This is a genomic window from Methyloferula stellata AR4 (genome assembly GCF_000385335.1).
Classification (GTDB): Bacteria; Pseudomonadota; Alphaproteobacteria; order Rhizobiales; family Beijerinckiaceae; genus Methyloferula; species Methyloferula stellata.
In genome coordinates this window covers 4,198,763-4,221,685 of sequence record NZ_ARWA01000001.1, presented here as the reverse complement: position 1 = coordinate 4,221,685, position 22,923 = coordinate 4,198,763, and the positions used below count along the sequence as shown (strand labels likewise).

Annotated in this window: 21 protein-coding genes; 11 read left to right on the top strand and 10 right to left on the bottom strand. The window is 61.0% G+C overall.

Annotated features, from left to right (window positions below; genetic code table 11):
• Positions 1-4: 4 nt before the first annotated feature.
• Positions 5-277 carry a DUF3253 domain-containing protein gene (locus A3OQ_RS0120840; protein ID WP_020177392.1) on the bottom strand — a complete coding sequence of 91 codons (273 nt, stop codon included), beginning with the start codon at positions 275-277 and terminating at the stop codon, positions 5-7.
• A 177-nt stretch (positions 278-454) separates the two neighbouring features.
• Between A3OQ_RS0120840 and A3OQ_RS0120835 the strand changes: the two genes are divergently transcribed.
• Both A3OQ_RS0120835 and A3OQ_RS0120830 read left to right on the top strand, forming a co-directional pair.
• The gene (locus A3OQ_RS0120835) at positions 455-1,750 is read left to right on the top strand and encodes a glutamate-5-semialdehyde dehydrogenase (protein ID WP_020177391.1); all 1,296 of its coding nucleotides are present in this window, start codon (positions 455-457) and stop codon (positions 1,748-1,750) included.
• On the top strand, positions 1,725-2,369 hold the full coding sequence (locus A3OQ_RS0120830) for a nicotinate-nucleotide adenylyltransferase (protein WP_020177390.1): 645 nt from the start codon (positions 1,725-1,727) through the stop codon (positions 2,367-2,369). The genes A3OQ_RS0120835 and A3OQ_RS0120830 overlap by 26 nt, the downstream gene beginning before the upstream one ends.
• A 2-nt stretch (positions 2,370-2,371) precedes the next feature.
• Here the strand turns inward: A3OQ_RS0120830 and A3OQ_RS23260 are convergent, their stop codons facing one another.
• A complete protein-coding gene (locus tag A3OQ_RS23260; protein WP_020177389.1) occupies positions 2,372-2,737 on the bottom strand; it encodes a response regulator in 366 nt (121 codons plus the stop codon).
• 94 nt (positions 2,738-2,831) lie between these two features.
• On the bottom strand, positions 2,832-4,199 hold the full coding sequence (locus tag A3OQ_RS23255) for an O-linked N-acetylglucosamine transferase, SPINDLY family protein (protein WP_152428695.1): 1,368 nt from the start codon (positions 4,197-4,199) through the stop codon (positions 2,832-2,834).
• A gap of 322 nt (positions 4,200-4,521) precedes the next feature.
• Between A3OQ_RS23255 and rsfS the strand changes: the two genes are divergently transcribed.
• The 6 genes from rsfS to ada all read left to right on the top strand — a co-directional run bounded on the left by rsfS (position 4,522) and on the right by ada (position 13,269).
• Positions 4,522-4,905, top strand: coding sequence for a ribosome silencing factor (rsfS, locus tag A3OQ_RS0120815; protein ID WP_020177386.1), 384 nt, complete (start codon positions 4,522-4,524; stop codon positions 4,903-4,905).
• Positions 4,906-5,033: 128 nt separating this feature from the next.
• Entirely contained in the window at positions 5,034-5,516 is a 483-nt protein-coding gene (gene rlmH / locus A3OQ_RS0120810; protein ID WP_020177385.1) for a 23S rRNA (pseudouridine(1915)-N(3))-methyltransferase RlmH, read from the top strand.
• Between the two features lie 58 nt (positions 5,517-5,574).
• Positions 5,575-6,972 (top strand): murein hydrolase activator EnvC family protein, encoded by a 1,398-nt coding sequence (locus tag A3OQ_RS0120805; RefSeq protein WP_020177384.1) that lies wholly within the window; start codon positions 5,575-5,577, stop codon positions 6,970-6,972.
• Positions 6,969-8,324, top strand: a complete 1,356-nt coding sequence (locus tag A3OQ_RS0120800; RefSeq protein ID WP_020177383.1) for a S41 family peptidase — start codon at positions 6,969-6,971, stop codon at positions 8,322-8,324. The genes A3OQ_RS0120805 and A3OQ_RS0120800 overlap by 4 nt, the downstream gene beginning before the upstream one ends.
• Before the next feature lie 192 nt (positions 8,325-8,516).
• Entirely contained in the window at positions 8,517-11,972 is a 3,456-nt protein-coding gene (locus tag A3OQ_RS0120795; protein WP_020177382.1) for a DNA methyltransferase, read from the top strand.
• Between the two features lie 199 nt (positions 11,973-12,171).
• Positions 12,172-13,269, top strand: coding sequence for a bifunctional DNA-binding transcriptional regulator/O6-methylguanine-DNA methyltransferase Ada (gene ada, locus A3OQ_RS0120790; RefSeq protein ID WP_020177381.1), 1,098 nt, complete (start codon positions 12,172-12,174; stop codon positions 13,267-13,269).
• Between the two features lie 22 nt (positions 13,270-13,291).
• Here the strand turns inward: ada and A3OQ_RS0120785 are convergent, their stop codons facing one another.
• Both A3OQ_RS0120785 and A3OQ_RS0120780 read right to left on the bottom strand, forming a co-directional pair.
• Positions 13,292-13,714 (bottom strand): ATP-binding protein, encoded by a 423-nt coding sequence (locus A3OQ_RS0120785; RefSeq protein ID WP_040581625.1) that lies wholly within the window; start codon positions 13,712-13,714, stop codon positions 13,292-13,294.
• Positions 13,715-13,745: 31 nt separating this feature from the next.
• Positions 13,746-14,084, bottom strand: coding sequence for an STAS domain-containing protein (locus A3OQ_RS0120780; RefSeq protein ID WP_020177379.1), 339 nt, complete (start codon positions 14,082-14,084; stop codon positions 13,746-13,748).
• 203 nt (positions 14,085-14,287) lie between these two features.
• Here A3OQ_RS0120780 and A3OQ_RS0120775 point away from each other — a divergent pair, with 203 nt between their 5' ends.
• The 3 genes from A3OQ_RS0120775 to A3OQ_RS23250 are packed head-to-tail and all read left to right on the top strand — an operon-like array spanning position 14,288 to position 16,188.
• Positions 14,288-14,719, top strand: coding sequence for an ATP-binding protein (locus A3OQ_RS0120775; RefSeq protein WP_026596079.1), 432 nt, complete (start codon positions 14,288-14,290; stop codon positions 14,717-14,719).
• Positions 14,720-14,730: 11 nt separating this feature from the next.
• Positions 14,731-15,186, top strand: a complete 456-nt coding sequence (locus A3OQ_RS0120770) for a response regulator (RefSeq protein ID WP_020177376.1) — start codon at positions 14,731-14,733, stop codon at positions 15,184-15,186.
• An 18-nt stretch (positions 15,187-15,204) separates the two neighbouring features.
• On the top strand, positions 15,205-16,188 hold the full coding sequence (locus A3OQ_RS23250) for a PP2C family protein-serine/threonine phosphatase (protein ID WP_020177375.1): 984 nt from the start codon (positions 15,205-15,207) through the stop codon (positions 16,186-16,188).
• A gap of 2 nt (positions 16,189-16,190) precedes the next feature.
• On the opposite strand, the gene A3OQ_RS0120760 is transcribed toward A3OQ_RS23250, so the two are convergent.
• The 5 genes from A3OQ_RS0120760 to A3OQ_RS0120740 are packed head-to-tail and all read right to left on the bottom strand — an operon-like array spanning position 16,191 to position 22,787.
• The gene (locus A3OQ_RS0120760) at positions 16,191-16,559 is read right to left on the bottom strand and encodes a hypothetical protein (protein ID WP_020177374.1); all 369 of its coding nucleotides are present in this window, start codon (positions 16,557-16,559) and stop codon (positions 16,191-16,193) included.
• Positions 16,556-19,366 (bottom strand): chemotaxis protein CheA, encoded by a 2,811-nt coding sequence (locus A3OQ_RS23245; RefSeq protein WP_020177373.1) that lies wholly within the window; start codon positions 19,364-19,366, stop codon positions 16,556-16,558. The genes A3OQ_RS0120760 and A3OQ_RS23245 overlap by 4 nt, the downstream gene beginning before the upstream one ends.
• Positions 19,363-20,448, bottom strand: coding sequence for a chemotaxis-specific protein-glutamate methyltransferase CheB (gene cheB / locus A3OQ_RS23240; RefSeq protein WP_020177372.1), 1,086 nt, complete (start codon positions 20,446-20,448; stop codon positions 19,363-19,365). The genes A3OQ_RS23245 and cheB overlap by 4 nt, the downstream gene beginning before the upstream one ends.
• Positions 20,438-21,796 (bottom strand): chemotaxis protein CheW, encoded by a 1,359-nt coding sequence (locus A3OQ_RS0120745; protein WP_020177371.1) that lies wholly within the window; start codon positions 21,794-21,796, stop codon positions 20,438-20,440. Before A3OQ_RS0120745 ends, cheB begins: the two co-directional genes overlap by 11 nt.
• Positions 21,789-22,787, bottom strand: a complete 999-nt coding sequence (locus A3OQ_RS0120740) for a CheR family methyltransferase (RefSeq protein WP_020177370.1) — start codon at positions 22,785-22,787, stop codon at positions 21,789-21,791. Before A3OQ_RS0120740 ends, A3OQ_RS0120745 begins: the two co-directional genes overlap by 8 nt.
• Between the last annotated feature and the right edge of the window lie 136 nt (positions 22,788-22,923).

Below are 22,923 nucleotides of genomic sequence, written 5' to 3'. Positions count from 1 at the left end.
ATTCCTAAGCTTGCGGCAGCCCCAGGCGATAGACGCCCTTGAACGTATCGGGGTCAGCCGGCACGCCCTTGCGATAGATCACGATCTTGCCTTCGCGGGCGAGTTTGACGGCATTGTCGCGCACCGGCAGGAGATAGCCTTCCCAGGTCACGATATTCTGGCTCGGGACCAGTTTGGTGAAGGTTTTGGCGATCTCTTCCGGATCGACGGTGCCGTCAGGCGCCGCCTTGGTGCAAAGATCCAGGATCACATCGGCCAGTTTCGGCGGCTCACTCATCGCGGCTCCTGCGGCATTATGCTTGGCCCCTTGTCTCTCAGAGCCGATAGATCGCTTTTGGTGCTTATTGTCAAAGCAAGGCCCTTGCCAAAAAATCGGCAGCGTCAGGCTCGCGCTCGCATTAAACCTTCGCTATCTTAGATATTTAGGCTGAATGAGGCGTCCAGGTCGTCGGTAATGGAAAATCTGAAACTTGTCCCGATCCCCGAAGAGGGCGATGTCTTAGCCCTGATGGCGGATTTCGGGCGTCTGGCGCGGCAAACCGCGCAGGTTCTGGCGCTGGCCTCGACCAAAGCGAAGAATCAGGCGCTTCAACTCGCAGCTTGCTCCATCCGGGCGCGGGCCGGCGAGATCCTTGACGCCAATGCGCAGGACATGGCGCAGGCCAAGGCGAATGGCGTCACCGGCGCCTTTCTGGATCGGCTCTATCTCGATGAAAAACGCATCGATGCCATGGCGCAGGGCCTCGCCGAAGTCGCGGCTTTGCCCGATCCCGTCGGCCGGGTGCTTGCCGTTTTCGAACGGCCGAACGGGCTCGTGATCGAACGCGTGGCTGTGCCGCTCGGCGTCATCGGCATTATTTACGAGAGCCGCCCGGCGGTGACGGCGGATGCCGGCGCGCTTTGCCTCAAATCCGGAAATGTCGCGATTTTGCGCGGCGGTTCGGAGAGCACTTTATCCTCCGCCGCGATCCATAGCTGCCTGGTCGAAGGACTGGCCGGTGCCGGTCTGCCGGAGACGAGCATTTTGCGCGTGCCAGTGAAGGACCGCGCCGCGGTCGGCGCCATGCTGGCTGGTCTCGACGGCAATCTCGACGTGATCGTGCCGCGCGGCGGCAAGAGCCTTGTCGCACGCGTACAGGCCGATGCCCGCGTGCCGGTCTTCGCGCATCTCGAAGGGCTCGTGCATATTTTCGTGCACGCCGACGCCGATCTCGCCAAGGCCGAGACCATCGTGCTCAATTCGAAGATGCGGCGCACCGGCGTCTGCGGCGCGGCGGAGACGCTGCTCGTCGATCGCGCCTGCGCCGAGACGCATCTGGCGCCTTTGGTGAAGATGCTCATCGACGCCGGATGCGAAGTGCGCGGCGACGCGGAAACGCTGGAAGCCGATGCACGCGTGGTGCCGGCGACGGAAGCCGATTGGCACACCGAATATCTCGACGCCATCGTCAGCGTCGCCGTCGTCGATGGGGTCAATGGCGCGATCCATCATATCGAGACCTATGGCTCGCATCATACCGATTGCATCATCACCGAAAACCATTGGGCGGCCGAACGCTTTCTGGCCGAGGTCGATTCCGCTATCGTGCTGCACAATGCCTCGACGCAATTCGCCGATGGCGGCGAATTCGGCTTCGGCGCCGAGATCGGCATCGCGACGGGCCGGATGCATGCGCGGGGTCCGATAGGTCTGGAACAATTGACCACATTCAAATATCGGGTGCATGGCACGGGGCAGATCCGTCCGTGACAGCGCTCTCGTGACGAGTGTTGGGCCGGTCCGGCTGCCGCCTCATGCGCCGGGTCAGAAGATCGGCCTCTTCGGCGGCAGTTTCGATCCGCCGCATGAGGGCCACCGTGCGGCAAGCCTCTTGGCCTTGAAGCGCTTGGGGCTCGACCGCGTCTGGTGGCTCGTCTCGCCCGGAAACCCGCTAAAGGACACGCGCCATCTCGCGCCGCTCGAAGAGCGTGTCGCGGCGGCGCGCAAGCTCGCGCATCATCCGAAGATCGCGGTGAGCGATGTCGAGGCCAGGATCGGCACGCGCTACACCTATGATACGATCGCTTATCTCAAACGCCGCGCGCCCACCTGCCATTTCGTCTGGCTGATGGGCGCGGATAATTTCATTGGTTTCCATCATTGGAAACGCTGGCGCGACATCGCCGATCTCGTGCCCCTCGCGATCATCGATAGGCCGGGTTCGACCTTGAAGGCCGCGCATTCGCAAGCCGCGAAAGCATTTGAAGGCTGCCGTTTGGAGGAAAGCGACGCGGCGCTTCTGCCTTTGGCCTCGCCACCGACCTTCGTGTTTTTGCACGGGCCGCGCTCGCCGCTGTCATCGACCGCGTTAAGGGAAGGCGGGAAGTAGCTTCACCAGCCTGACGGGTAGGTCAGATTGGTCAAAAGCGCATTCATCTCTTTCAGCATTTCGCCTTCTTGGACGGGCTTGGAGATAAAGCGCGCTTCGCTCGGCAATTCCGCATAATGGGGATGAAGCCGGCCCGACGTCGTTAACAGGGAAACATGCGGCCAGCGCAGATGCACGATCCGCAGCAGATCGAGCCCGTCGATCTCGCCTGCCAATTGAATATCGGTAAAAAGCAATTGAATTTCGGGATGCGTCTCAATCTGCTTGATTGCCTCAAGCGCATTGGCTGCCTGAAGCACCCGCATGCCTTGGTCTTCCAGCATATCGGTCAGAAAAAAGCGCTGCAGCCCATCGTCTTCGACGATCAAGACAGTCTTTGGGCGCGAGGGAGGCAGTGGGAGAGGTGTTTCCATACAGCCTCAACCGTTTCGTACTAGTTCGGTTCCGAATGGACAGCGAACTCTAACTCGTCGACGCCCAGATCGCCCTGTGGCCGTGGCCGACGCCGAGCTGGCGGCGGCGCCACATGGTCTCGTAAAGATCTTCGATCGCCCGCGTGTAGGCGGCGACATCGAAGAGCGGCGCGGTTAGGCGGGTGCCTCCGAGTCTCGCCTTCAGCTTGGCCAGCCGTTCGGGCTCGTGCGCCAGCACGGAAGCGATGGTCACATAATCTTCCGTATTGGCGGCGATCAGTTCCGAAAGGCCGACCGCGTGCAACAGGCTGCCTGCGACGCGCGACGGAAAGGTGTCACCCGCGCAGGTCACGACCGGCACGCCGGCCCAGAGCGCATCGCTCGCCGTCGTATGCGCGCCATAGGGCGCGGTATCGAGCACGAGATCGGCGAGCTGCAGGCGGCCGAGATGTGCGGTTTGGCCCATGTCGGGCGCGAAGATGAGACGCTCGGCGCCAATGCCGCGCGCGAAGGCCTCGGCGCGCAGATTGCCTTCCGCGTGTTTGGCGTGCAGCAGCCACAAGACGCTGCCAGGCGTCTCTTCAAGCAGACGGCACCAGAGATCGAAGACCGGCGGCGTGATCTTGAAGGCTTGATTGAAACAGCAGAAGACGAAGCCCGTTTCGGGCAGGCCCACTTCAGCGCGCGTCGGCTTATTGCCGATCTCGCCGGTTCGCCCGTGCGGCTGATAGGAATGCGGCATATAGGCGAAGGATTCCGAATAATCCGCGGCGGTGGCGATCGGCGTCACATAGGAGTCTGTGATGATATAGTCGCAAATATCGCCACCGAGCGTGCCGGGATATCCGAGGTAGTTCACTTGAACGGGCGCTGGATGCAGCATCATGACATTCGTGCGCGCACCGGCCGTATAGCCTTTGAGATCGATCAGTATATCGATGCCGGCATCATGGATGGCATGGGCCGTCTCGATATCGCTCAAAGCCGAAACATCGTGAAACGTGTGGAACGTGTCCTCAAGCCTGCGGCGCATTTTCGAGGTATCGTCGCCGCCAAAGGAAAAGGCATGCGGCTCGAAACGCGTCCGATCATGCGCTTCGAACATCTCGATCAGCAGCATGGATGTGGCGTGCGTCTGGAAATCATTCGAAAGATAGGCGATGCGGATCTTGTCGCGGGGCGCGAGATCGAAATCGAAGGCAAGCGCATCGCGCTCGGCCACGCTCGCGGCGTGGCGGTCCTGCATCCAAAGCTCCGAGCAGGTGCGCTGCTCTTTCGAGGTGACGCCGGGCTCGGACAGAAACATGAAAGGCGGCAGCTGACCCGCAATATCCTTGAGCAAGGCGCGCATGCGCGGCGCCGCCTTTGCGAAATCGGCCCATTCGCACATGGCCCGGGCGCGATGCAAAGCTTTCATCATCGCGAAAGCCACGTCGAAGCTTGCACCCGAACGACAGCTTCAGGTGATCTCGCCGGAAAAGGTCGTTCAAGCCCATGATTGGCGCGAAAGCGCACTGAAACCGCCTGGAATGTGAGATGTGGCGCCGTTGCAACAATTAACAGCAATTCTTGCGCCAGCGGTACCGCAGGCCGCCGTAGGCTTCACAATCTTCCCTGCTGGGCTTCGCGCCGTTTGAAATTTTCGCCAATTCACGCTATGTTTCATCCGTACCGGTCCGCATGACCGGCGCGTCAAGAGGATCGACACCCTGTTACCCACGACCTCACGTGAAGCTGCCTTGGTGCCGCTTCAACCGGGCCCTGGTCCGATTGGATCTGATGGCCTTTCCCTCGTGCAGGCGGTGCAAACGAGTCTCGACGATTCCAAAGCCGAAGACATCGTTTCTATCGATCTGCACGGCAAAACCAGCCTCGCCGATACTATGATCATCGCGACAGGCCGTTCCAACGTGCATGTGGCGGCGATCGCCGACCGCGTCATCAAGGCTTTCAAAGCCGAGGCGACGCAGACGCCGCGCGTCGAAGGGTTGCCGCATGGCGACTGGGTTCTGATCGATGGGGGCGATATCATCGTCCACATCTTCCGCCCGGAAGTGCGACAATTCTACAATCTTGAGAAGATGTGGGGCATGGACCGGCCGGGCGAACGCCTCGTCGGTTAAGCATGACCCCGAAAAGTTGCAGACTTTTCGGATCAAGGTCATGCGTTGAAAAGCGATGACCCCGAAAAGTTGCAGACTTTTCGGATCAAGGCCATGCGTAATGATCATGCTCTAAGGCTTTTGGCCTGATGCGTCTTCTGCTTGTAAGTGTCGGACGGCTGAAGGCTGGTCCGGAGCGTGATCTTGCTGCGCGCTATTTGGAGCGTGCCGGAGCCGCTGGCCGGCCGCTCGGCTTCAGCACGATCGATCTGCGCGAAATCGAGGAAAGCCGCGCGCGCCGCCCCGAAGACCGCAAGACCGAGGAAGCCAAGCTTCTGCGCGCGCAAATGCCTGCTTCAACCAAGATGATTCTTTTCGACGAGCGGGGCAGCGCGTCGAGCAGCACCGATTTCGCCGCGCTTCTCGGCACCCTTCGCGATGAAGGCGCACCCGCCATCGGCCTCGTCATCGGCGGTCCGGACGGATTGGCGCCGGAGCTGCGGGCCGAGGCCACGCGCTCTATCGCTTTCGGCGCCATGACCTGGCCGCATCAACTGGTGCGCATCATGGCCGCCGAACAAATCTATCGCGCCATGACCATTCTCGCCGGCCACCCGTATCATCGGGAATAATCTGCCCCTTTCGCTTTCATGCTGCTAATCTGATTCGGCGATTCAGACGGCAGGACGGATGAGCTTTTTCGGCACAGCTTTGAAAAGCGCCCGGCTGGCGGCGCTGCCTTTATGTATCGCCTCGACGCTCGCGGCCGATCCTGTATTGCGCGGCACCGAACTGCCCGGCGGTGTTCCGCCGCCCGACGCGAATGCTCAAGAAGCTCATTCGCAAGGCGCGCCGGCAAAGGATCTGGGCGCGCGCCAGCTCGAACTGCACGGTATCGAAGACACGCTTGGCGCCTCCGAAGAGCAGCGCCGGAAAATCGAAGCCGATATCGAGTCGATGCGCAACGATCGTGCGCGGCTTTCGGCGGCGCTTCTCGATACCACACAAAAGGCCGCGGCCGGCGAGCAGAAGATGAGTGATGCCGAAGCCCGCATCGCGACTCTGGCCGGCAGCGAGGATGCCATTCGGCGGTCGCTCGAAAGCCGGCGTTCCGTGATAGCAGAGGTGCTCGCCTCGCTTCAGCGCATGGGGCGGCGTCCGCCGCCGGCTTTGCTGGTCGCGCCGGAAGATATGCTGCAAGCGATCCGCACCTCGATGCTGCTCGGCGCGGTTTTACCGGAAATGCGGGCCGAGACCGAGGCCTTGGCCTCGGACCTGTCGGATCTCGTGAAATTGCGGGCGTCGATTGCGGCTGAACGCGAGGGCTTGGCGCAGGAAGCGAAATCGCTGAAAGGCGAGCATGAGCGCCTCGCCGCTTTGATCGATGCGCGTCAAAAGGCGCTCTCCACGGCCGAGCAGACGCTTGGCGCCGAGCGCGACCGCGCTCAGGAGCTCGCCAAGCAGGCCGCCAGTCTCAAAGATTTGATCGCAAAAATGGAGAGCGAGGATGCCGCCGCGGCGCGTGCGGCGGAAGCGGCCCGGGCCGCCGATGAGGCGCGCAAAAAAACCGCCGAACTCGAACCCGGGAAACAAAAATTAGAGGGTTCGCCTTTCAAGGACCCGGCGCGCCTTACTCCTGCCATAGCTTTTGCTGATGCAAAAGGAATGCTTCCTCTCCCCGCTGCGGGCAATCCGATTAAGAGTTTCGGTGCGCCGGACGGGTTCGGGGGGACGGAAAAGGGTCTCTTTTTAGGGACTCGCGCCCAAGCTGTCGTTGCTTCCCCTTGCGATGGTTGGATTGCCTATGCCGGTTCCTACCGGACTTATGGACAACTCTTGATCGTCAATGCGGGACAAGGTTATTATATTGTTCTTGCCGGCATGGATCGGATAAACGTGAATGTCGGGCAATTTATCTTGGCTGGAGAGCCTGTTGCGGTGATGGGTGACGGTTCGGCCAAGACGGCCGCCGCTATTGCGATTGGCGCGGCACAACCCATTCTCTATGTCGAGTTTCGGAAAGACGGGACGGCAATTGATCCGGGCCCATGGTGGGCTAAGTCGGATATGCAAAGGGTTCGCGGATGATGCGCAAGGTTTCACTTGTTGTGCTCGGTGCCGTCATGGGCGCGTCGATCGTCATGGTCGGCACGCAGACGAAGGTTTTTTCCGAAGGTTCGGCGCGGGCGGCTGCCTCGGACACGTATCGGAGTCTCAATCTTTTCGGCGATGTGTTCGAAAAAATCCGTTCCGACTATGTCGAGAAGCCGGATGAGCAAAAGCTCGTCGAGGCGGCGATCAACGGCATGCTCTCCTCGCTCGATCCGCATTCGAGCTATATGGACTCGAAAAACTTCCGCGACATGCAGGTGCAGACCCGCGGCGAGTTCGGCGGCCTCGGCATTGAAGTCACGCAGGAAGACGGCCTCATCAAGGTCGTAGCCCCCATCGACGACACCCCGGCCTCGAAGGCTGGCATTCTCTCCGGCGATATCATCAGCGCGATCGACGATGAAAGCGTTCAGGGCCTCACCTTGAACCAGGCTGTCGACAAGATGCGCGGCGCGGTGAACACCTCGGTGAAGCTCAAGATCTTGCGCGGCGACAAGGACAAGAAAGAGCCGCAGGACATCACGCTGACCCGCGCGATCATCCAGATCAAATCGGTGCGCGAGCATCAAGAAGGCGACGATATCGGCTATATCCGCATCACGCAGTTCAACGAGCAGACGTTCGAAGGCGTGCGCAACGCGATCCTGAAGTTCCAGAGCGATATCCCGGCCGACAAGTTCAAGGGCTATATCCTCGATCTGCGTAACAATCCCGGCGGTCTGCTTGACCAGTCGATCGCCGTGTCGAACGCCTTCCTCGATCATGGCGAGATCGTCTCGACGCGCGGTCGCAATGCCGACGAGACGCAGCGCTATAATGCGCGGCCGGGCGATCTTTCGAAGGGCAAGCCGCTCGTCATTCTCATCAATGGCGGTTCGGCCTCGGCCTCGGAAATCGTGGCTGGCGCCCTGCAGGATCATAAGCGCGCGACGATCATCGGCACGCGGAGCTTCGGCAAAGGCTCGGTGCAGACGATCATCCCGCTCGGCCAGAACAATGGCGCGGTGCGGCTGACGACGGCGCGCTATTACACGCCGTCCGGCCGGTCGATCCAGGCGAAGGGCATCGAGCCCGATCAGGTGGTGCTCGAAGATGTGCCGGACGATCTGAAGGGCAAGGACGACACGAAGGGCGAAGCCTCGCTCAAGGGTCACCTCAAGAACGGCGACGAAGAAGAGCATGGCTCGCAGGCCTATGTGCCGCCGGATCCGAAGAACGACAAGCAGCTCATCGCGGCCGAGGATCTGCTGCGCGGCGTGGTCAACAAGGCCTCCAACACGACGCCGACCCCTGCGCCTTCGAGCGAGCCGGTGAAGGTGCCGAACTAAGCTCCGGCGTCATAGGAAATCAAAAGGGCGGTCTCAGCAATGAGGCCGCCCCTTCTGCTTTATGGAGTAGTGTCGCACCTGCCTAAACGGTTGCGCTCGGCTGATTTTCGGCCATGGTTGGGCCTGACGTTCAGTTCCTTTTGCTGTTGCCGGTTCCTTTGCAGATGACACCGTCGATTTCCAAAGCCGCCCATGCCAGCCGACCTTGAGGCATTCATCCGACGCTGGTCTGCCGGAGACGGGGGACAAGAGCGGGCGAATTACGCGCTTTTCCTCGCCGAGCTTTGCGATGTTTTGGGCGTGCCGCGCCCGGATCAGGCCTCCTATGATTCAAGCCTGAATGCTTATGCGTTCGAGCGCGCCGTCACCTTTCGCAAAACAGATGGAACGACCTCGCTCGGCCGGATCGACCTCTATAGGCGCGGCTCCTTCGTGCTTGAAGCCAAGCAAAGCCGGCGGCCGGGCACTACGAAAGCCGAGCAGAGCAATCTTTTCGAAGCCGAGGTTCAAGAGACGACGCCACGTGGCCGGCGCGCTCCGTCCCGCGCCTGGGACGTGCTGATGCTCAATGCCCGGCAACAGGCGGAGGACTACGCCAAGGCTCTTCCAACGTCCGAGGGATGGCCGCCTTTTCTCATCGTTTGCGATGTTGGCCATTGTTTCGAGATTTTCGCGGATTTTTCCGGGCAGGGAAAAAACTACGCGCAATTTCCGGATCGACGCGGCTTTCGCATCTATCTCGAGGAGCTCCGCCAGGACGAGATCCGCGATAGATTGCGCCTGATCTGGCTCGATCCGCATAAGCTTGATCCGACCAAGATCGCGGCCAAGGCCACCCGCGAAGTGGCGGAGCGCCTTGCCAAGGTTTCGAAACATCTCGAAGAGGTGAAGGGCGCGGACGGCAAGAAACTTTACGACCCGGAGACCGTCGCGCTGTTTCTCATGCGCTGTCTCTTCACGATGTTTGCCGAAGATGTCGAGCTTCTGCCAGCGGGCAGCTTCCAAGAGCTATTAGGAAAATGCATCGCCAAGCCAGAGTTGTTCCCGCGTCTTGTCGGACAGCTCTGGGAGGCGATGGACACCGGCGGCTTCTCCTATGCGCTCGAAGCCAATGTGAAGAGGTTCAACGGCTACCTCTTCAAGGATCGCCGTGTTCTGCCGCTTCCGCGCGAGGAAATCGGTGAGCTTTTCGAGGCTGCGAAAGCGAATTGGAAACAGGTCGAGCCGGCCATTTTTGGTACCTTGCTCGAACAGGCCCTGGACCCCGCGGAGCGGCGTAAGCTTGGCGCACATTATACGCCGCGTGCCTATGTTGAACGGCTTGTGACGGCGACCGTGCTCGAACCTCTCAAGGCCGAATGGACGAATGTTCAAGCTGCAGCCGAGGCCAAGCGCAACGAAGGCGACAAGAAGGGTGCCATTGCGCTTGTACAGGCGTTTGACGCGAAGCTTTGCGACCTTCGCATCCTCGACCCCGCCTGCGGCACAGGCAACTTCCTTTACGTATCGCTGGAACTGTTGAAGCGCCTTGAAGGAGAGGTTCTCGAAGCGCTCGCTGGCCTGCAATTTCAGGAGCAGGAGGCTCTACGTTGGCTGCAAGGTCACAATATCGATCCGCACCAGTTTCTGGGGCTTGAGGTTAATCCTCGCGCGGCGGCCATCACCGAATTGGTGCTTTGGATTGGCTATCTGCAATGGCATTTCCGCACGCGGGAAGGCGCGCCGGAAGAACCGATCCTAAGCGATTTCAAGACGATCAAGGTTACCGATGCGGTGCTGGCCTGGAGCTCCAAGGAGCTCGCGCGGGATGAGCACGCCAAGCCTTTGTCGCGCAAGGATGCCGAGGGCAAAGACGTACCCATCTGGCGTTATAAGAATCCGAAACAGCCGGAATGGCCGGAGGCGGATTATATCGTCGGCAATCCGCCGTTCATCGGCGCAAAATATTTGAGGGAGCGTCTTGGTGATGAATATGTTGAAGCGCTTTGGATGGCGCATCGGCAGATGAACGAAAGCGCCGATTTCGTCATGTATTGGTGGGATCATGCAGCCGAAATTCTGACGCGCAAGGGAACGCGTTTGAAGCGATTTGGATTTGTCACGACAAATTCCATTACGCAGGTTTTCCAACGCCGCGTCATGGAAAGACATTTCAAAGCAAAGAAACCAATCTCTTTGCTGATGGCTGTTCCTGACCACCCTTGGACGAAGGCGACACGAGATGCGGCTGCAGTGCGCATAGCAATGACCGTCGTTGCAGCGGGACTGCACCAAGGCATTCTTCTTAAAGTAACGAAGGAATCAGATTTAGATTCCGATTTACCGACCGTAGAGACGCAACAAGTCAATGGGGATATCAATTCGGATTTGACGATCGGTAGCGACTTAACAAGAGCAGTTTCGCTTCAGTCAAATGCGTCGATTTGCTCGACAGGCGTAAAACTACACGGAACGGGTTTTATCATTACCGAAAACGAGGCTAAGTTACTTGGACTTGGAAAAAGAACAAATCTTGCCAATCACATCAAAGCATATCGGAACGGAAAAGATATTATTGCTAGGCCACGACAGGCCATGGTTATCGACCTTCTCGGTCTTCATGCAGAAGAGGTTCGTACGCGATACCCAGAAATCTATCAGCATCTTCTAGCTAATGTGAAACCAGAACGCGACAAAAATAACCGCGAATCTTATCGGCAGAATTGGTGGATTTTTGGAGAGCCACGTAAGGAATTCAGACCTGCACTCAATGGCATTTGTAGATATATAGTTTCTGCAGTGATTGCAAAACATCGATTATTCCAATTTTTGGATAGTTCAATAATTCCTGATGTTCGACTTGTATGTTTTGCGTTGGAAGACAGTTTCTTTCTGGCAGTCCTTTCTTCCAGAATACACCTTCGCTGGGCAGCTGCGACAGGGGCAACATTGGAGGATCGGCCCACTTACATTACCTCGCGTTGTTTTGATCCCTTTCCCTTCCCGGATACACCCGAAAGCCTCAAAATCCGCATTCGTGAAACGGCGGAAGAACTAGACGCGCTACGCAAACAAGTCCAAGCCGAGCATCCAGGTCTTACCCTCACGCAGATCTATAATGTTCTCGAAAAACTGCGCGCTAGTCAGCCGCTGAATGCCGAGGATGAAGAGATCAAAGCCAAAGGCCTCGTGCTCATCCTGCGCGAATTGCATGACAGGATCGATCACCTCGTCGCCGAGGCCTATGGCTGGCCCGCTAATCTTTCCGACGATGAGATTCTGGCAAAGCTCGTCGCCTTGAATGCCGAGCGGGCGGCGGAGGAAAAGCGCGGTCTCATCCGCTGGCTGCGGCCGGAGTATCAAATCCCCCGCGCGGGTCTGCCCGCGCAACAAGCCGCCGCTGAAGAGCAGCTTGAGGCGCCGCTCGTCGCCGCGGCGGAAAAACTTCAAAAACCGTCGTTCCCGGCCAACGATTTGGAGCGCGCGGCGACCGTCTTCGCGGCCCTCATGGAGGCGAACGAGCCGCTTGATGCCCGTGCCATCGCAAGAACCTTCAAGCAAGGCGCCAAGGCCGAGCCCGCGATCACGCGCGTTTTGGCCTCGCTCGCGCGCCTCGGCCATGTGCAGAGCGGCGAAGGCGGGACTTTCGCGCTGCGCCGCTCGATTTAGAATTTGAAAGCAAGAGCCGGAGTGCGAGATCCATTTGCTGTGGCTATCCCTTTGCCCTCACCCTGAGGAGCCGCGAAGCGGCGTCTCGAAGGGCGAGGGCAGCCAGCCAATTGCAATGTAACAACATTGAATGTCCCCTCGTGCTTCGAGACGCCCTAAAGGGCTCCTCAGCATGAGGGGACATTCACCGGAGGCCCTGATGAGCTTCGATATGAAAACGCCGGTGGCGAGCAAGACGGGTTACGGATCGGCAACCGTGCACGATCCGCGCTGGGCGGCGCTTGTTGGTCGCGATACTTCCTTTGACGGCGCCTTTGTCTATGCGGTCGCCACGACCGGCATTTATTGCCGCCCAGGCTGTCCGTCGAAATTGGCGAAGCCTGAAAATGTCAGCTTCTTCGCCACATGCGAGGAAGCGGAAACGGCGGGTTTTCGACCCTGCCAGCGGTGCCGTCCGAACGAGGCATCACCCGCCGCGCGCCATGCGGCCACGATCGCCGGGGCGTGCCGGCTGATCGAAGCTGCCGAAGAGCCGCCAAGCCTCGATGCGCTTGCCGAGGCGATCGGCATGAGTCCTTTTCATTTCCATCGTCTGTTCAAGAAGGCCACCGGGACAACGCCGAAGGCCTATGCCGCGGCGCATCGCATCAAGCGTGCGCGGGATCAACTGATTTCTGGCCGAGGCACGGTGACAGAAGCGATCTATGGTGCGGGCTTCAATTCGGGCAGCCGTTTCTATGAAACATCGAATGAGGTTTTGGGCATGACGCCTTCGGCCTTTCGCGCAGGCGGCGCCGGCGCGACAATCACCTTCGCCATCGGCCAATCGCAGCTCGGCGCTATCCTCGTCGCCTGCAGCGCAAAAGGCGTTTGTGCGATCTTCCTTGGCGACGATCCGGACGTCCTTTTGCGCGAGTTGCAGGATCGCTTTCCCAAAGCCGATCTCGTCGGCGGCGATGCCGGGTTCGACTCTCTGGTCGCCAAAGTGGTCGGCTTCGTCGAGGCGCCCAAACAGGGTCTCGATCTGCCGCTCGATGTGCAGGGCACGGCCTTTCAGCAGCGCGTCTGGCAGGCGCTGCGTGAGATCCCGCTTGGCACGACGGCGAGCTATACCGAAATCGCGCAGCGTATCGGCGCGCCGAAATCGGTGCGGGCCGTGGCAGGCGCTTGCGCCGCGAATAAGATAGCACTGGCAATCCCTTGCCATCGCGTCGTGAAGAACGATGGAGCTCTGTCCGGCTATCGCTGGGGCGTCGAGCGCAAGCGCGCTTTGCTGAAGAAAGAATCCGACGTTTAAGGATTCCCGGACGCTGCCCCATTCAGAACTCCGGCGGCAAAGTCCGCGGCGCGAACACCAGGGTCAGGCGATTAATGCCGCCGGCATATTCGTAACGCATCTCGCTCGCGAGCTTTCGGATGAGGGGAATGCCCTGGCCGCCGGGGACCGCGTCATCGAGCGAAGCCGGCGGCGGCGGCGGCGGAACTTGAGTCGGATCGAACGGCTCGCCATTATCTTCGATGCGGATCGTCACGGCAGGCACGGCATTCATCAGAGTGACCGTGATCCGCTTATCGGGATGGCTTCCGCCATGCGTGATGATATTGACGACGGCTTCTTCGAGACAAAGTTCGAGCGCGAAAATCCGATCGGCAGCGAGCCCAGTTTCATCGCCGATCTCGCGCGTGAAGTTGGTAAGCCGGTCGAGTTCGCCGAGGGCATTCTCCAACACGATCTGGCGCATGCAGGCGGATCTGCCGGCCTCCGCCGCCACGCTAGGCGGCGACGGCCGCGATCGCGGCGGTGCGTTCCGGAAAGATCGGAATCAGCGTCTCCATGCCAGCCGTCTTGAGGACCATAAGCACATTGCCTTCCGGTGCGACGAGCGCGAGCTTGCCGCCTTTGCGCTGGACAGCTTTGGCGCTGGTCAAAAGCACACGGATTCCGAGCGAGGCGAGGAAATCCACTTCCGACAGATCGACGATGACCGCCCGCTTCGCGCCGGCGATGACGCTGAAGGGCATATCGATGGTTTGCGCGCCAGTCGTATCGAGGCGTCCGCGCAAGGCCACGTTCGTGATGCCGCCGTCGAGTTCGTCGACAACCATATCCATGGATTATTCCTTCCTACCCAAGCGCACCGGTCGGCAGGCGCCAGGCGCCATTTTAGCCGCGACGAGTTTATGGCTGCGCGGCGAATGCTCAAGTCAAAACGCCGATAGGCGGGGTGTTTACGGCCGGTGATTGTGGACAGGCTTAAAATATTCGGCAATTCTATTAAATAGTGCGATCTCATGGGTCGCGTCAGGGCCCGACTTTGGCCGAACATCTATTTGCCGAGATTGATAATGACATCGCCGAGATCGAGCGCGTGACGGCGCTGATCGAGACTTTCGGTGAGTGTCATAAATTGCCGGAAGCCATTGTCTTCCATATGAAACTCGCTTTCGACGAGTTATTGACGAATATCATCTCCTATGGATTTGTAGAGGGTACGCGGCACAAGATCATGGTGTCGATTCGGCTTGACGGCGACAGGCTCGAAGCGGAGATCATTGACGACGGGGCCGCTTTCGATCCTCTCTCGGCACCGCCTCCGGATCTCGACCTGCCGGTGGAGGAACGCGACATTGGCGGGCTTGGCATTCACTTCATCCGCAGCGTGATGGACCATGTGGACTATCGCCGGTCGGAGGGACGAAATCACTTCAAGATGGTCAAGAAAGTGCCGGGCGAGCTGGCAAAATAGGGACAAAATCCATGGCACACCGCGTCCTGATCGTCGATGATTCCGGCTTTATGCGCAATATCATCAAGCAGATTCTGGTTGTGGATGACGAGCTTGAGGTCGCGGGCGAAGCGGAAGACGGGCAGGTGGCCGTCGAGAAGGAAAAAGAATTAAAGCCGGAGGTCATCCTGCTCGATATCGAAATGCCGCGCCTCGATGGGCTCGGCGCGCTCAAACGGTTCAAGCTGACCAGCAAGGCCAAGGTCGTGATCCTCTCCTCCGTGGCGCAGCTTGGCTCGCCGGCCGCGCTCGAGGCGCGCCGGCTTGGCGCCTTCGACGTCATCGCCAAACCTTCAGGCGCGATCAGCCTCGATCTGAAAGCCAAGCGCGGGCATGAAATCCTCAAAGTGGTTCGCGCCGCCATCGGATTGCCGCCGCTCGACCTCGCGGCCGTGGCGCATAAAGCGCAGGCGCGTCGGGAAAGCTAATCCTTCACAGGCGGGCTCATGAACAGCGCGGACCAGATACGCCAGCTCGGCACAGGCTTGGCCAAGCTCCTCGACGGGACCGAGAGCGGGCCTTCGCTCCGCGCGTTCGAAAAGGCCGGCGGCGACCTCGATGGCTTGGTGGCGCTGGTCGATCTTTTGCACGCGCGCGAGGCGCAACGCGACGCGCTCATCTGCGAGCGCACCTTTCAGCTCGAACTGGCGCTCGATATTTTGCGCACGCGCGACAAGGTGGCGGCCGAGCAGGCCGAATGGGATTTCGCGACCGATTTGCAACTCGCGGGCCTGCCGCAGGATTTTCCGCCTTTTCCGGACCGCACCGATTTCGATCTTCATGCCGGCATGGTGACGGCCAAGGAAGTCGGCGGCGATCTTTACGATTTCTTTCTGCTCGCGCCGAACCGCCTGGGCTTTGTCGTCGCCGACGCGGCGGGCAAGGGCCTGCCGGCGGCGATCTTCATCACTTTGACGCGCACTCTGTTGCGCGCGGCGGCGCAACGCCTCGATCAGCCGGGCGATTGCCTGACCGCGGCCAATGCCATGCTCTGCATCGACAATCCGACGATCATGTTCACCACGGCCTTTTATGGTGTGCTCGACACGGAGACAGGCGAAGTGCTCTACGCCAACGCGGGTCATAATCCGCCCTATGTTTTGCGCGGCGACGGGCGCGTGGACATGTTGACGGGCTTGGGCGGCATGGCGCTCGGCGTCATGGAGGAGATGCGCTACAAGACGCAACAGATCCGCCTGGCGCCGGGCGAAAGCATCGTCTGCTTTAGCGACGGCGTGACGGAGGCGACCAATGCCGATGGTGCCTTGTTCGGAGAGGAGCGCTTGGTCGCGCTCTTCGATGGCCAGACGAAAACCCATCCGACCGAGTTGCTCGGCACGATCATCGTCGAAGTCGACACCTATATGGCGCTTGCGCCCATGGCCGACGACGTGACGCTTTTGGTCCTGCGCTATAATGGGGTGGCTTGAACCTAAGACAGGTTCAACTGACGCCGCAGCCGTAGGGGATGCGTACCTTCAACCTCGCGGCAGCAGGCCGCGTCGAACAGATCGCGGGCAAAGCCGAAGACTTGCGGCAAAGCGAAAAACTCGGTTTCGGGTATGGTCGCCATCCCGCCGACGGCGTCTATGATCAGCACCGCAATCGTCTCGCCCGTCTCGAAGGCGATGGCGACGCCAGGTTCCTCATCGGTGCCGCCCAATAAGAGCCGCAGATCGATGGGCTCCGCAGGATAGGCCGGTGCCGCGGCATCCATCCGCCAGACCCGCTTGATGGCTTGTGTGCGGATCGAGAGATGCGTGCGCCCGGCACGGCCGAGCAGATAGCGATCGGCGATCATGGCTTCATCGCGACGGGCGAGGCAACGCCGTCGCTTGCCGGGCTAAGTCCGACGAGGCCTCGCGCGTCGAGGACCAGAACCGGGCGCCCGTCGCCCAAGACGGATGCGCCTGCGATCACCGGCACCGCGGCAAGCATCGGATGCAATTCCTTCAGGAACAGGTCCTGGAATCGCAACACCCGATCGACGGCGAGGCCAAACATCCGCGTGCCGGTGGTGACGATCGCAATATGTGTGAGATCTGGCTTTGAAAGATCTGGCTTGGCTTCGACCTCGTCGAACCCAAGCGCCGCCCCAAGCCGATGTACCGGCACCGCCGTGCCACGGTAGATGATGATCTGGCGGCCTTGCACCTCGTCGATCTCGTCGCGCGCGCGTTCCATCAAACTCACGACCTGACGTTCCGGCAAAGCGAAGATCTGCGTGCCGACCTCGACCAGCAAAGCCCGGAGCAAAGCCGCCGAGACTGGCAGCTTCAAAGTGAATCTTGTGCCCGCGCCGAGCGAGGATTCGACATCGATAACGCCGCCGAGCCGCTGGAGAGCCGCCGCCACCACATCCATTCCGACACCGCGGCCCGAAATCTCGGTCACGGCATCGGCGGTTGAAAAGCCCGGCTGGAAGATCAGCGCATTGATCTCGCGATCCGCCATTTGCTCGGCCTGATGCGGCGCGATCATGCCGAGGCTGATCGCTTTCGCCAGGATCCTGCTGCGATCGAGGCCGCGCCCGTCATCCGCGATGACGATATCGACACTATTGCCGCGCTCGGAAGCCGAGATCGAGAGGGTCGCCCGCGCTGACTTAGCCGCCGCGCGGCGCTGCTCCGGGGTTTCGACGCCGTGATCGATGGCGTTGCGGACCATATGCATCAGCGGGTCGATCAAGAGATCGACCATGCTTTTATCGATCCGCACTTCGCGGCCTTCGATCACGACATCGATATTCTTGCCGAGCTTCTGCGCAAGATCGCGCGCCGCGCGGGAGAGACGCCCGAAGAGGCCATCGACCGGAATGACGCGAAGCTGCAAACCGGCGCTCCAGATCCGCCGGTGCGCGGCTTCGAGCGTATGTTCCAGCGCTTTGAGATCGCGCAAATCGCCGTCCATCGCGTCGAGATGTGTGCGCGCGTCCTGGTCATGCTTTGCTACATCCTGACTATTACGGCGTGCATCGCGCAGGGCCGTCGCGATCCGCCCATGTTGGACGAGGTCGGCAAGGCTCGCCAAGGCGGTCCGCATTTCGCCGACTTCAGCCATCAATTCGTCGATGGTCTCGCTCTGCACCCGGATCAGCGGCGCGCGGATCGTGGCGGGACTTGCGGCGACCTGAGGCGACGCGATCGCGGCCTGCGCTTGGCCCTGCTCGATGCCGCGCAGGCAGGACTGCTCGGGATCGAGCGCCGCGAGCTGTGCATTTATCCAATCCGCTGGATGTTCGGAGACGATCAGAAATTCGAAACAATTGGCGCCGTCGCGATAGACCGTGCGGCTGGTGATGGTTTCGACCGCAGATGAAAGCCATGCGATGAAATCGCCCGCGATATCTGGATGCGTTTCGAGATCGAGCAGGATTTGATAGGCGTGACGGCCATCGGCAAGCGCCGTCTCCAGCCTTGCTTCCTGTTCGGCCGACAGAGTCGCGAGCACGTCGGGCCGCAGCCAGCGGCTGGCGGAGGCCTCGGTGAGAGACAGCGACGCCGGCGTGCGGAAGCTTGCTTCCCATTGGCGGCCAATCGCATCGGCGACATTCGGCTCGATATCGGTTGTCGCATCGGCGGTCTGCCGGAGGACTTCGATGGCATCCTGGGCAAGGTCGCGAAACAGGAGCAGCACGGTCGGATCGAGCGGATCGACATTGCGAAACCGTTCTTCGATGAGAACAAGAAGCCGGGCGGCGCGCTCAAGACCGAGGCAGCTCGCGGCCGCGCGCAAGGCCCCGCCGGCATTCACCACGCAGCCGGCATCGGCGGCATCTTCATCGATGCGCGACACCGCCGCGGCGAGCGCATCGAGGCTGGCGGCATAGTCGGGTGTCAGTTGCGCCGCGAGGGCGGCGCCGAGCGAAACCGCGCCGGATGAAACGCCGGTTATGTCCTCGATGATTTGAACCTGCTCGCGAAGTTCGCCGAAATGCAGGATGAGATTTTGTCGGGTTTGGTCGCCAGCGCCTGTTGCCTCTTCGGCAATGGTTTGCAATTGCTCGGCGAGCGCGTCGAATCCCATCATCTCGGCGCCATAGGCAAGTTCGCCCGCCGTCTCGGCGGCTCCGGTGCGCGCGCTTGCCTTGGCGGAGAGTGCGAGCGCCACGGACGGCAGCCGCTGATCCAGAAGCTCGCTATAGATTGCGAGCATTTCCGGATCGTCGCTGAGCGGCATGTCGGCCGGGATCGCGGCTGCGGGTTCACTCGCGGCGGTGCTCTGCGGCCCGCAATGGCCCTCAAGCTCACGCAGAATGTCGGCGGCTGGCCTCGCGTCCTTCTGACTTGCGATCACATCCTCACGCATGCCTTTGAGGCAATCGACGGCGCGCAGCAGCAGCGTAGCAAGCTCGCCATCGAGGAGCGTGCGTCCCTCGCGCACGAGGCTTAGAATATCTTCGCAATGATGGGCGACGGCCTCGACATTGGAAAAGCCCATGGCCAGGAAAGTGCCCTTGAGCGAATGGAAATAGCGAAAGAGCGCGCCAATCTCGTCGCGCGTCCAATTGGCGCCGCGCCGGTCCGATAACAGACGCTCGAGCGCATCGAGATGCTCTTCGGTCTCGGCGGCGAATTCGGCCCATAAGGCATCGAGTTGCGAACTCATGTCGCGCTGGCTCCAAGATCAACGGGCAGCGACCATGCGGCGAGCCGTGCTGCGATCTGCTCGATCGTCAGGATCTCGCAGCCGGGTGCCGCCGCGAAGGCGGCCTGCGGCATGCCGCCGACGATGCAGGTCTCCGGGTCCTGCACGAGAACAGGCACGCCTTTGCGGCGCAACGCGGCGGCGCCCTTCGCGCCGTCTTCGCCCATGCCGGTCAGCACGACGCCGACGGGCGTTGAGGCGACGAGTGCCGCCGATTCAAACAGCGCATCGGCCGAGGGATGAACGCTCGCCTCGACCTTAATCACGCGAAGCTCATAGCCCGGGCGTGCGGGCGCGATCACGCCGTCGCGGGCGCCGGGAACCACCGTGACGCTGTAAGGCGCCAGCGCGTAGCGATGGGCGCCTTCGTGGACTTCGCAACCCGTATCCTGTGTCAGCGCCTGTGCCAGACTGGCTGTAAAGAATTCGGGCATGTGCTGCGCGATGACGATCGGCGGACGGATCGGGCCGAGCGCGGCGAGCAGTTTTGTCAGCGCTTGCGGACCGCCGGTCGAGGCGGCGATGACGATGAGATCGGGATGCCACGAACGTGCGTGATCGGCCGCTGTCGTCCGAGCACTTGCCGGCATGACCGGCCGGCGCTTCGCCCAGGCGCGCAGCTTCGGCGGCAGTTCGGAATCGATATGGGCGAGATCGGTCTTAGCGAAGACCGAGGATTTCGAAACGAAATCGACCGCCCCCAGACGCAGGGCCTGGACCGCAGCCTCGGCGCCAAGCTGCGTATGCGCGCTCACCATGATGATCGCCGGACGCGGGATCACCTCGCTCATGATGCGCGTGCAAGCCTCAAGCCCGTCCATCTCGGGCATTTCGACATCGAGCGTGATCGCATCGGGCTTCAGCTCGCGCGCCAGCGTCAGGGCTTCGACGCCGTTTCGCGCTTCGCCGACAACGCGTATATCGCCCTCGGCTTCGAGGATCTGCCGAAGGGCGATGCGCATGAAGCTCTGGTCGTCCACGACGAGCACGCGAATCGGCGTGACATGACCCATCGGATTGCCCTGTTTCGGATCAGGCGGCATCGCGCCTCCATCCGCCTTCCTCGGCGATCAGGGACGCATCCAAAATCCATACGAGGCTTGTGCCCTGCCGCGCCATGGCATTGATTGCGCCGGCCTCGGGCGGCGGGATCAGAGCATCGTTCGAAATGGTGACGATCCCGGCGACGCGGGCGACCGCGACCAGAAACGGCCCAGTCTGCTGCGATCTGAGTTCGATGAAATGCGTCATCGTTTGCGCCGCGGCAAGGCCGAGCAAAGCTGCGAGGTCGAGCACCGGCAGAACGCGTCCGCCGATCGCCGTCACCTCGATCGCTGCGCTTCCCGCGATGGCAGGCGCCGGAACCACGCGGCAGCCGGCGTGAATATGGGCGACCGACGTCAGCGCGAAAGCGCAATTTTGCCCGGCCAATTCGACCAGCAGATAACGGGTCTCCTCGGAGTTGGCTTGTGCTTCTTGGCTTTGCGTGGCCAAAGACATGGAGGATGCGCTGCCGGACTCCGCATCCGGCAGCAGCTTTTGAAGCAATTGCCGCAGATCGACGAGGCTCTCCGACTCCGCATCAGGCACGAGACCGATCACGGATTTGACGGCGAGCGCGCAAGAGTGCCCATCGGCATCGACGATGACATATGCGCTTCGCGCTCGCGGCTCTGCCGGCGCGCGTCCAAGCAGCGCATCGAGACAGACGACGGGCAAGAGCCTGTCGCGAAAGAAAGCCGCGCCGGCAAAGACCGGCGAAGGGTCCGGCACAGCGGCGACGGGCAGACTCTCGCTGAGTTCGGTCACGAGATCGAGCGGCAAAAATTCATAGGAACTCGCGGTCTCCACGGCGAGCGCCGCGCCGCGGACGCCGAGCATCGTCGTTTGCTGTCGCGCAGCGGGAGGATTAGCGGCCGGGCTTCGGCTGGGCGACTCATGGCTCGCAGCATCGAGGCGCGCCGTATCGAAGCTTGCGAAGCCCATGAGCGCGCTATCGTTTGCACGCAAATGCTGCTCGATGAGGTCGTCGAGATCGATGCGATGTACGGGCTTGTCATGCCAACGATCGGCCGCTGCCGCGATCTGCAAAACGCGTTCGACGTGAAGCGCATAAGTCTCGGCGCCTATCGCAACGAGCACCAATTCGGCTTCAGCGGGCTCAGGCTCATGCAAGCCGAGCATTGTCTTGAGATCGAGGACAGGCACAACCTTGCCGCCGATGGCTATGACGCCCGAAACCTCCGGCGGAAGAAATGGTACATGAGTCATGGCTTGTGTCGGAATGACCTTGACCGCGCGCTCGGCCGGAATGGCCCAGCATCGGCCGCTCTGCCAAAACAAGAGGTCTCTTGCGCCGCCGTCTTTTGCGAAGGTCTCCGCCTCAGGCATCGTCTTTCCTCCGCCGGTAAATGACGGCGCCCGGCGCCCATAGCGCCTCGAAAGCCTCCGTTTCGATCAGCGTATCGGTCGGGCCAAGCAGGAGATAGCCGCCGGGCCGCACGGCGCGGCGCAGCGTTTCCTGGGCGTGCTTGCGGGCACGCGCGCTGAAGTAGATCAGAACATTGCGACAGAACACGGTATCGAAGGGCTCGGCCGGCATCGGATCGTCGATAATATTGAAATGGCTGAACGAGACTGTGGCTTTGAGATCCGGCGAAGCGGAACGCCGCGCGACGCTGTTGGCGCCGATCGCCGGGACCGATGGGAAATGCCGCAGCGTAGGTTCTGATTCATCGCGAAACGAAGACAAGGGTCCCGTGTCGTAAATGCCGGCTTGGGCCTGGGTGAGAGCGAGCCGCGAGATATCCGAGCCGACGATCTCGATCTGCCATGGCGCGACAAGGTTTGCGCCAGTCTCCGTCACAACGGCGTTGCCGCTCGCGACCATGGCATCGAGCGTCAAAGCCGCGATCGAATAGGCTTCCTCGCCCGTCGCGCAGCCGACCGACCAGAAGCGCAGAAGATAGAATTTCGACGCAGCGGCCTCGGCGATCAAAGCGGGCAATTGCGCCGCGAAAAACGCAAGCTGCGAAGGATCGCGCATGACATAGGTCTCATGCACGGTCAGGCTTTCGATCAGCGACAGCCATTCGGGATGACTCGCCGGCAAGGTGTCGAGCTTGGCGGCCCAGGCCTCAAGTTCGCCGATGTCGATTGCGGCGAGGAGCCGCAAAAGCTTTTCGGCGGCCGGCTGCGAAACCTCAATGCCAGCGCGCATCTCGACGCCGGTCAAAAGCCGCAGCACCAGTTGGGCGCGAAGGTCCCGCGGCTCTGCGACAGGCTGAGACGGTTCGGTGGAGGGACCGCGCGCCAAGGCTTGCTGATGCGCGATCATCGCATCCTGTAGAAGCGCAAGCGTGTTTTCGATCGGATGCGCCATCGGCCTCTGTCTGAGTTCTAAGATCCGAACCCCATGACCTTATCCCTCACCCTGAGGAGCGCGCCAAAAGGCGCGCGTCTCGAAGGGCGAGGGATCGGTGTTACCTTGCTCGCCTTCAAACCCTCGTCCTTCAAAC

What these genes read in the sequence shown, in the direction of transcription:
- A3OQ_RS0120840 (WP_020177392.1), bottom strand. Translation starts at nt 277, where the DNA reads ATGAGTGAGCCGCCGAAACTGGCCGATGTGATCCTGGATCTTTGCACC.
- A3OQ_RS0120835 (WP_020177391.1), top strand. Translation starts at nt 455, where the DNA reads ATGGAAAATCTGAAACTTGTCCCGATCCCCGAAGAGGGCGATGTCTTA.
- A3OQ_RS0120830 (WP_020177390.1), top strand. Translation starts at nt 1,725, where the DNA reads ATGGCACGGGGCAGATCCGTCCGTGACAGCGCTCTCGTGACGAGTGTT.
- A3OQ_RS23255 (WP_152428695.1), bottom strand. Translation starts at nt 4,199, where the DNA reads ATGAAAGCTTTGCATCGCGCCCGGGCCATGTGCGAATGGGCCGATTTC.
- rlmH (WP_020177385.1), top strand. Translation starts at nt 5,034, where the DNA reads ATGCGTCTTCTGCTTGTAAGTGTCGGACGGCTGAAGGCTGGTCCGGAG.
- A3OQ_RS0120805 (WP_020177384.1), top strand. Translation starts at nt 5,575, where the DNA reads ATGAGCTTTTTCGGCACAGCTTTGAAAAGCGCCCGGCTGGCGGCGCTG.
- A3OQ_RS0120800 (WP_020177383.1), top strand. Translation starts at nt 6,969, where the DNA reads ATGATGCGCAAGGTTTCACTTGTTGTGCTCGGTGCCGTCATGGGCGCG.
- A3OQ_RS0120795 (WP_020177382.1), top strand. Translation starts at nt 8,517, where the DNA reads ATGCCAGCCGACCTTGAGGCATTCATCCGACGCTGGTCTGCCGGAGAC.
- ada (WP_020177381.1), top strand. Translation starts at nt 12,172, where the DNA reads ATGAGCTTCGATATGAAAACGCCGGTGGCGAGCAAGACGGGTTACGGA.
- A3OQ_RS0120785 (WP_040581625.1), bottom strand. Translation starts at nt 13,714, where the DNA reads ATGCGCCAGATCGTGTTGGAGAATGCCCTCGGCGAACTCGACCGGCTT.
- A3OQ_RS0120780 (WP_020177379.1), bottom strand. Translation starts at nt 14,084, where the DNA reads ATGGATATGGTTGTCGACGAACTCGACGGCGGCATCACGAACGTGGCC.
- A3OQ_RS0120770 (WP_020177376.1), top strand. Translation starts at nt 14,731, where the DNA reads ATGGCACACCGCGTCCTGATCGTCGATGATTCCGGCTTTATGCGCAAT.
- A3OQ_RS23250 (WP_020177375.1), top strand. Translation starts at nt 15,205, where the DNA reads ATGAACAGCGCGGACCAGATACGCCAGCTCGGCACAGGCTTGGCCAAG.
- A3OQ_RS0120760 (WP_020177374.1), bottom strand. Translation starts at nt 16,559, where the DNA reads ATGATCGCCGATCGCTATCTGCTCGGCCGTGCCGGGCGCACGCATCTC.
- A3OQ_RS23245 (WP_020177373.1), bottom strand. Translation starts at nt 19,366, where the DNA reads ATGAGTTCGCAACTCGATGCCTTATGGGCCGAATTCGCCGCCGAGACC.
- cheB (WP_020177372.1), bottom strand. Translation starts at nt 20,448, where the DNA reads ATGCCGCCTGATCCGAAACAGGGCAATCCGATGGGTCATGTCACGCCG.
- A3OQ_RS0120745 (WP_020177371.1), bottom strand. Translation starts at nt 21,796, where the DNA reads ATGCCTGAGGCGGAGACCTTCGCAAAAGACGGCGGCGCAAGAGACCTC.
- A3OQ_RS0120740 (WP_020177370.1), bottom strand. Translation starts at nt 22,787, where the DNA reads ATGGCGCATCCGATCGAAAACACGCTTGCGCTTCTACAGGATGCGATG.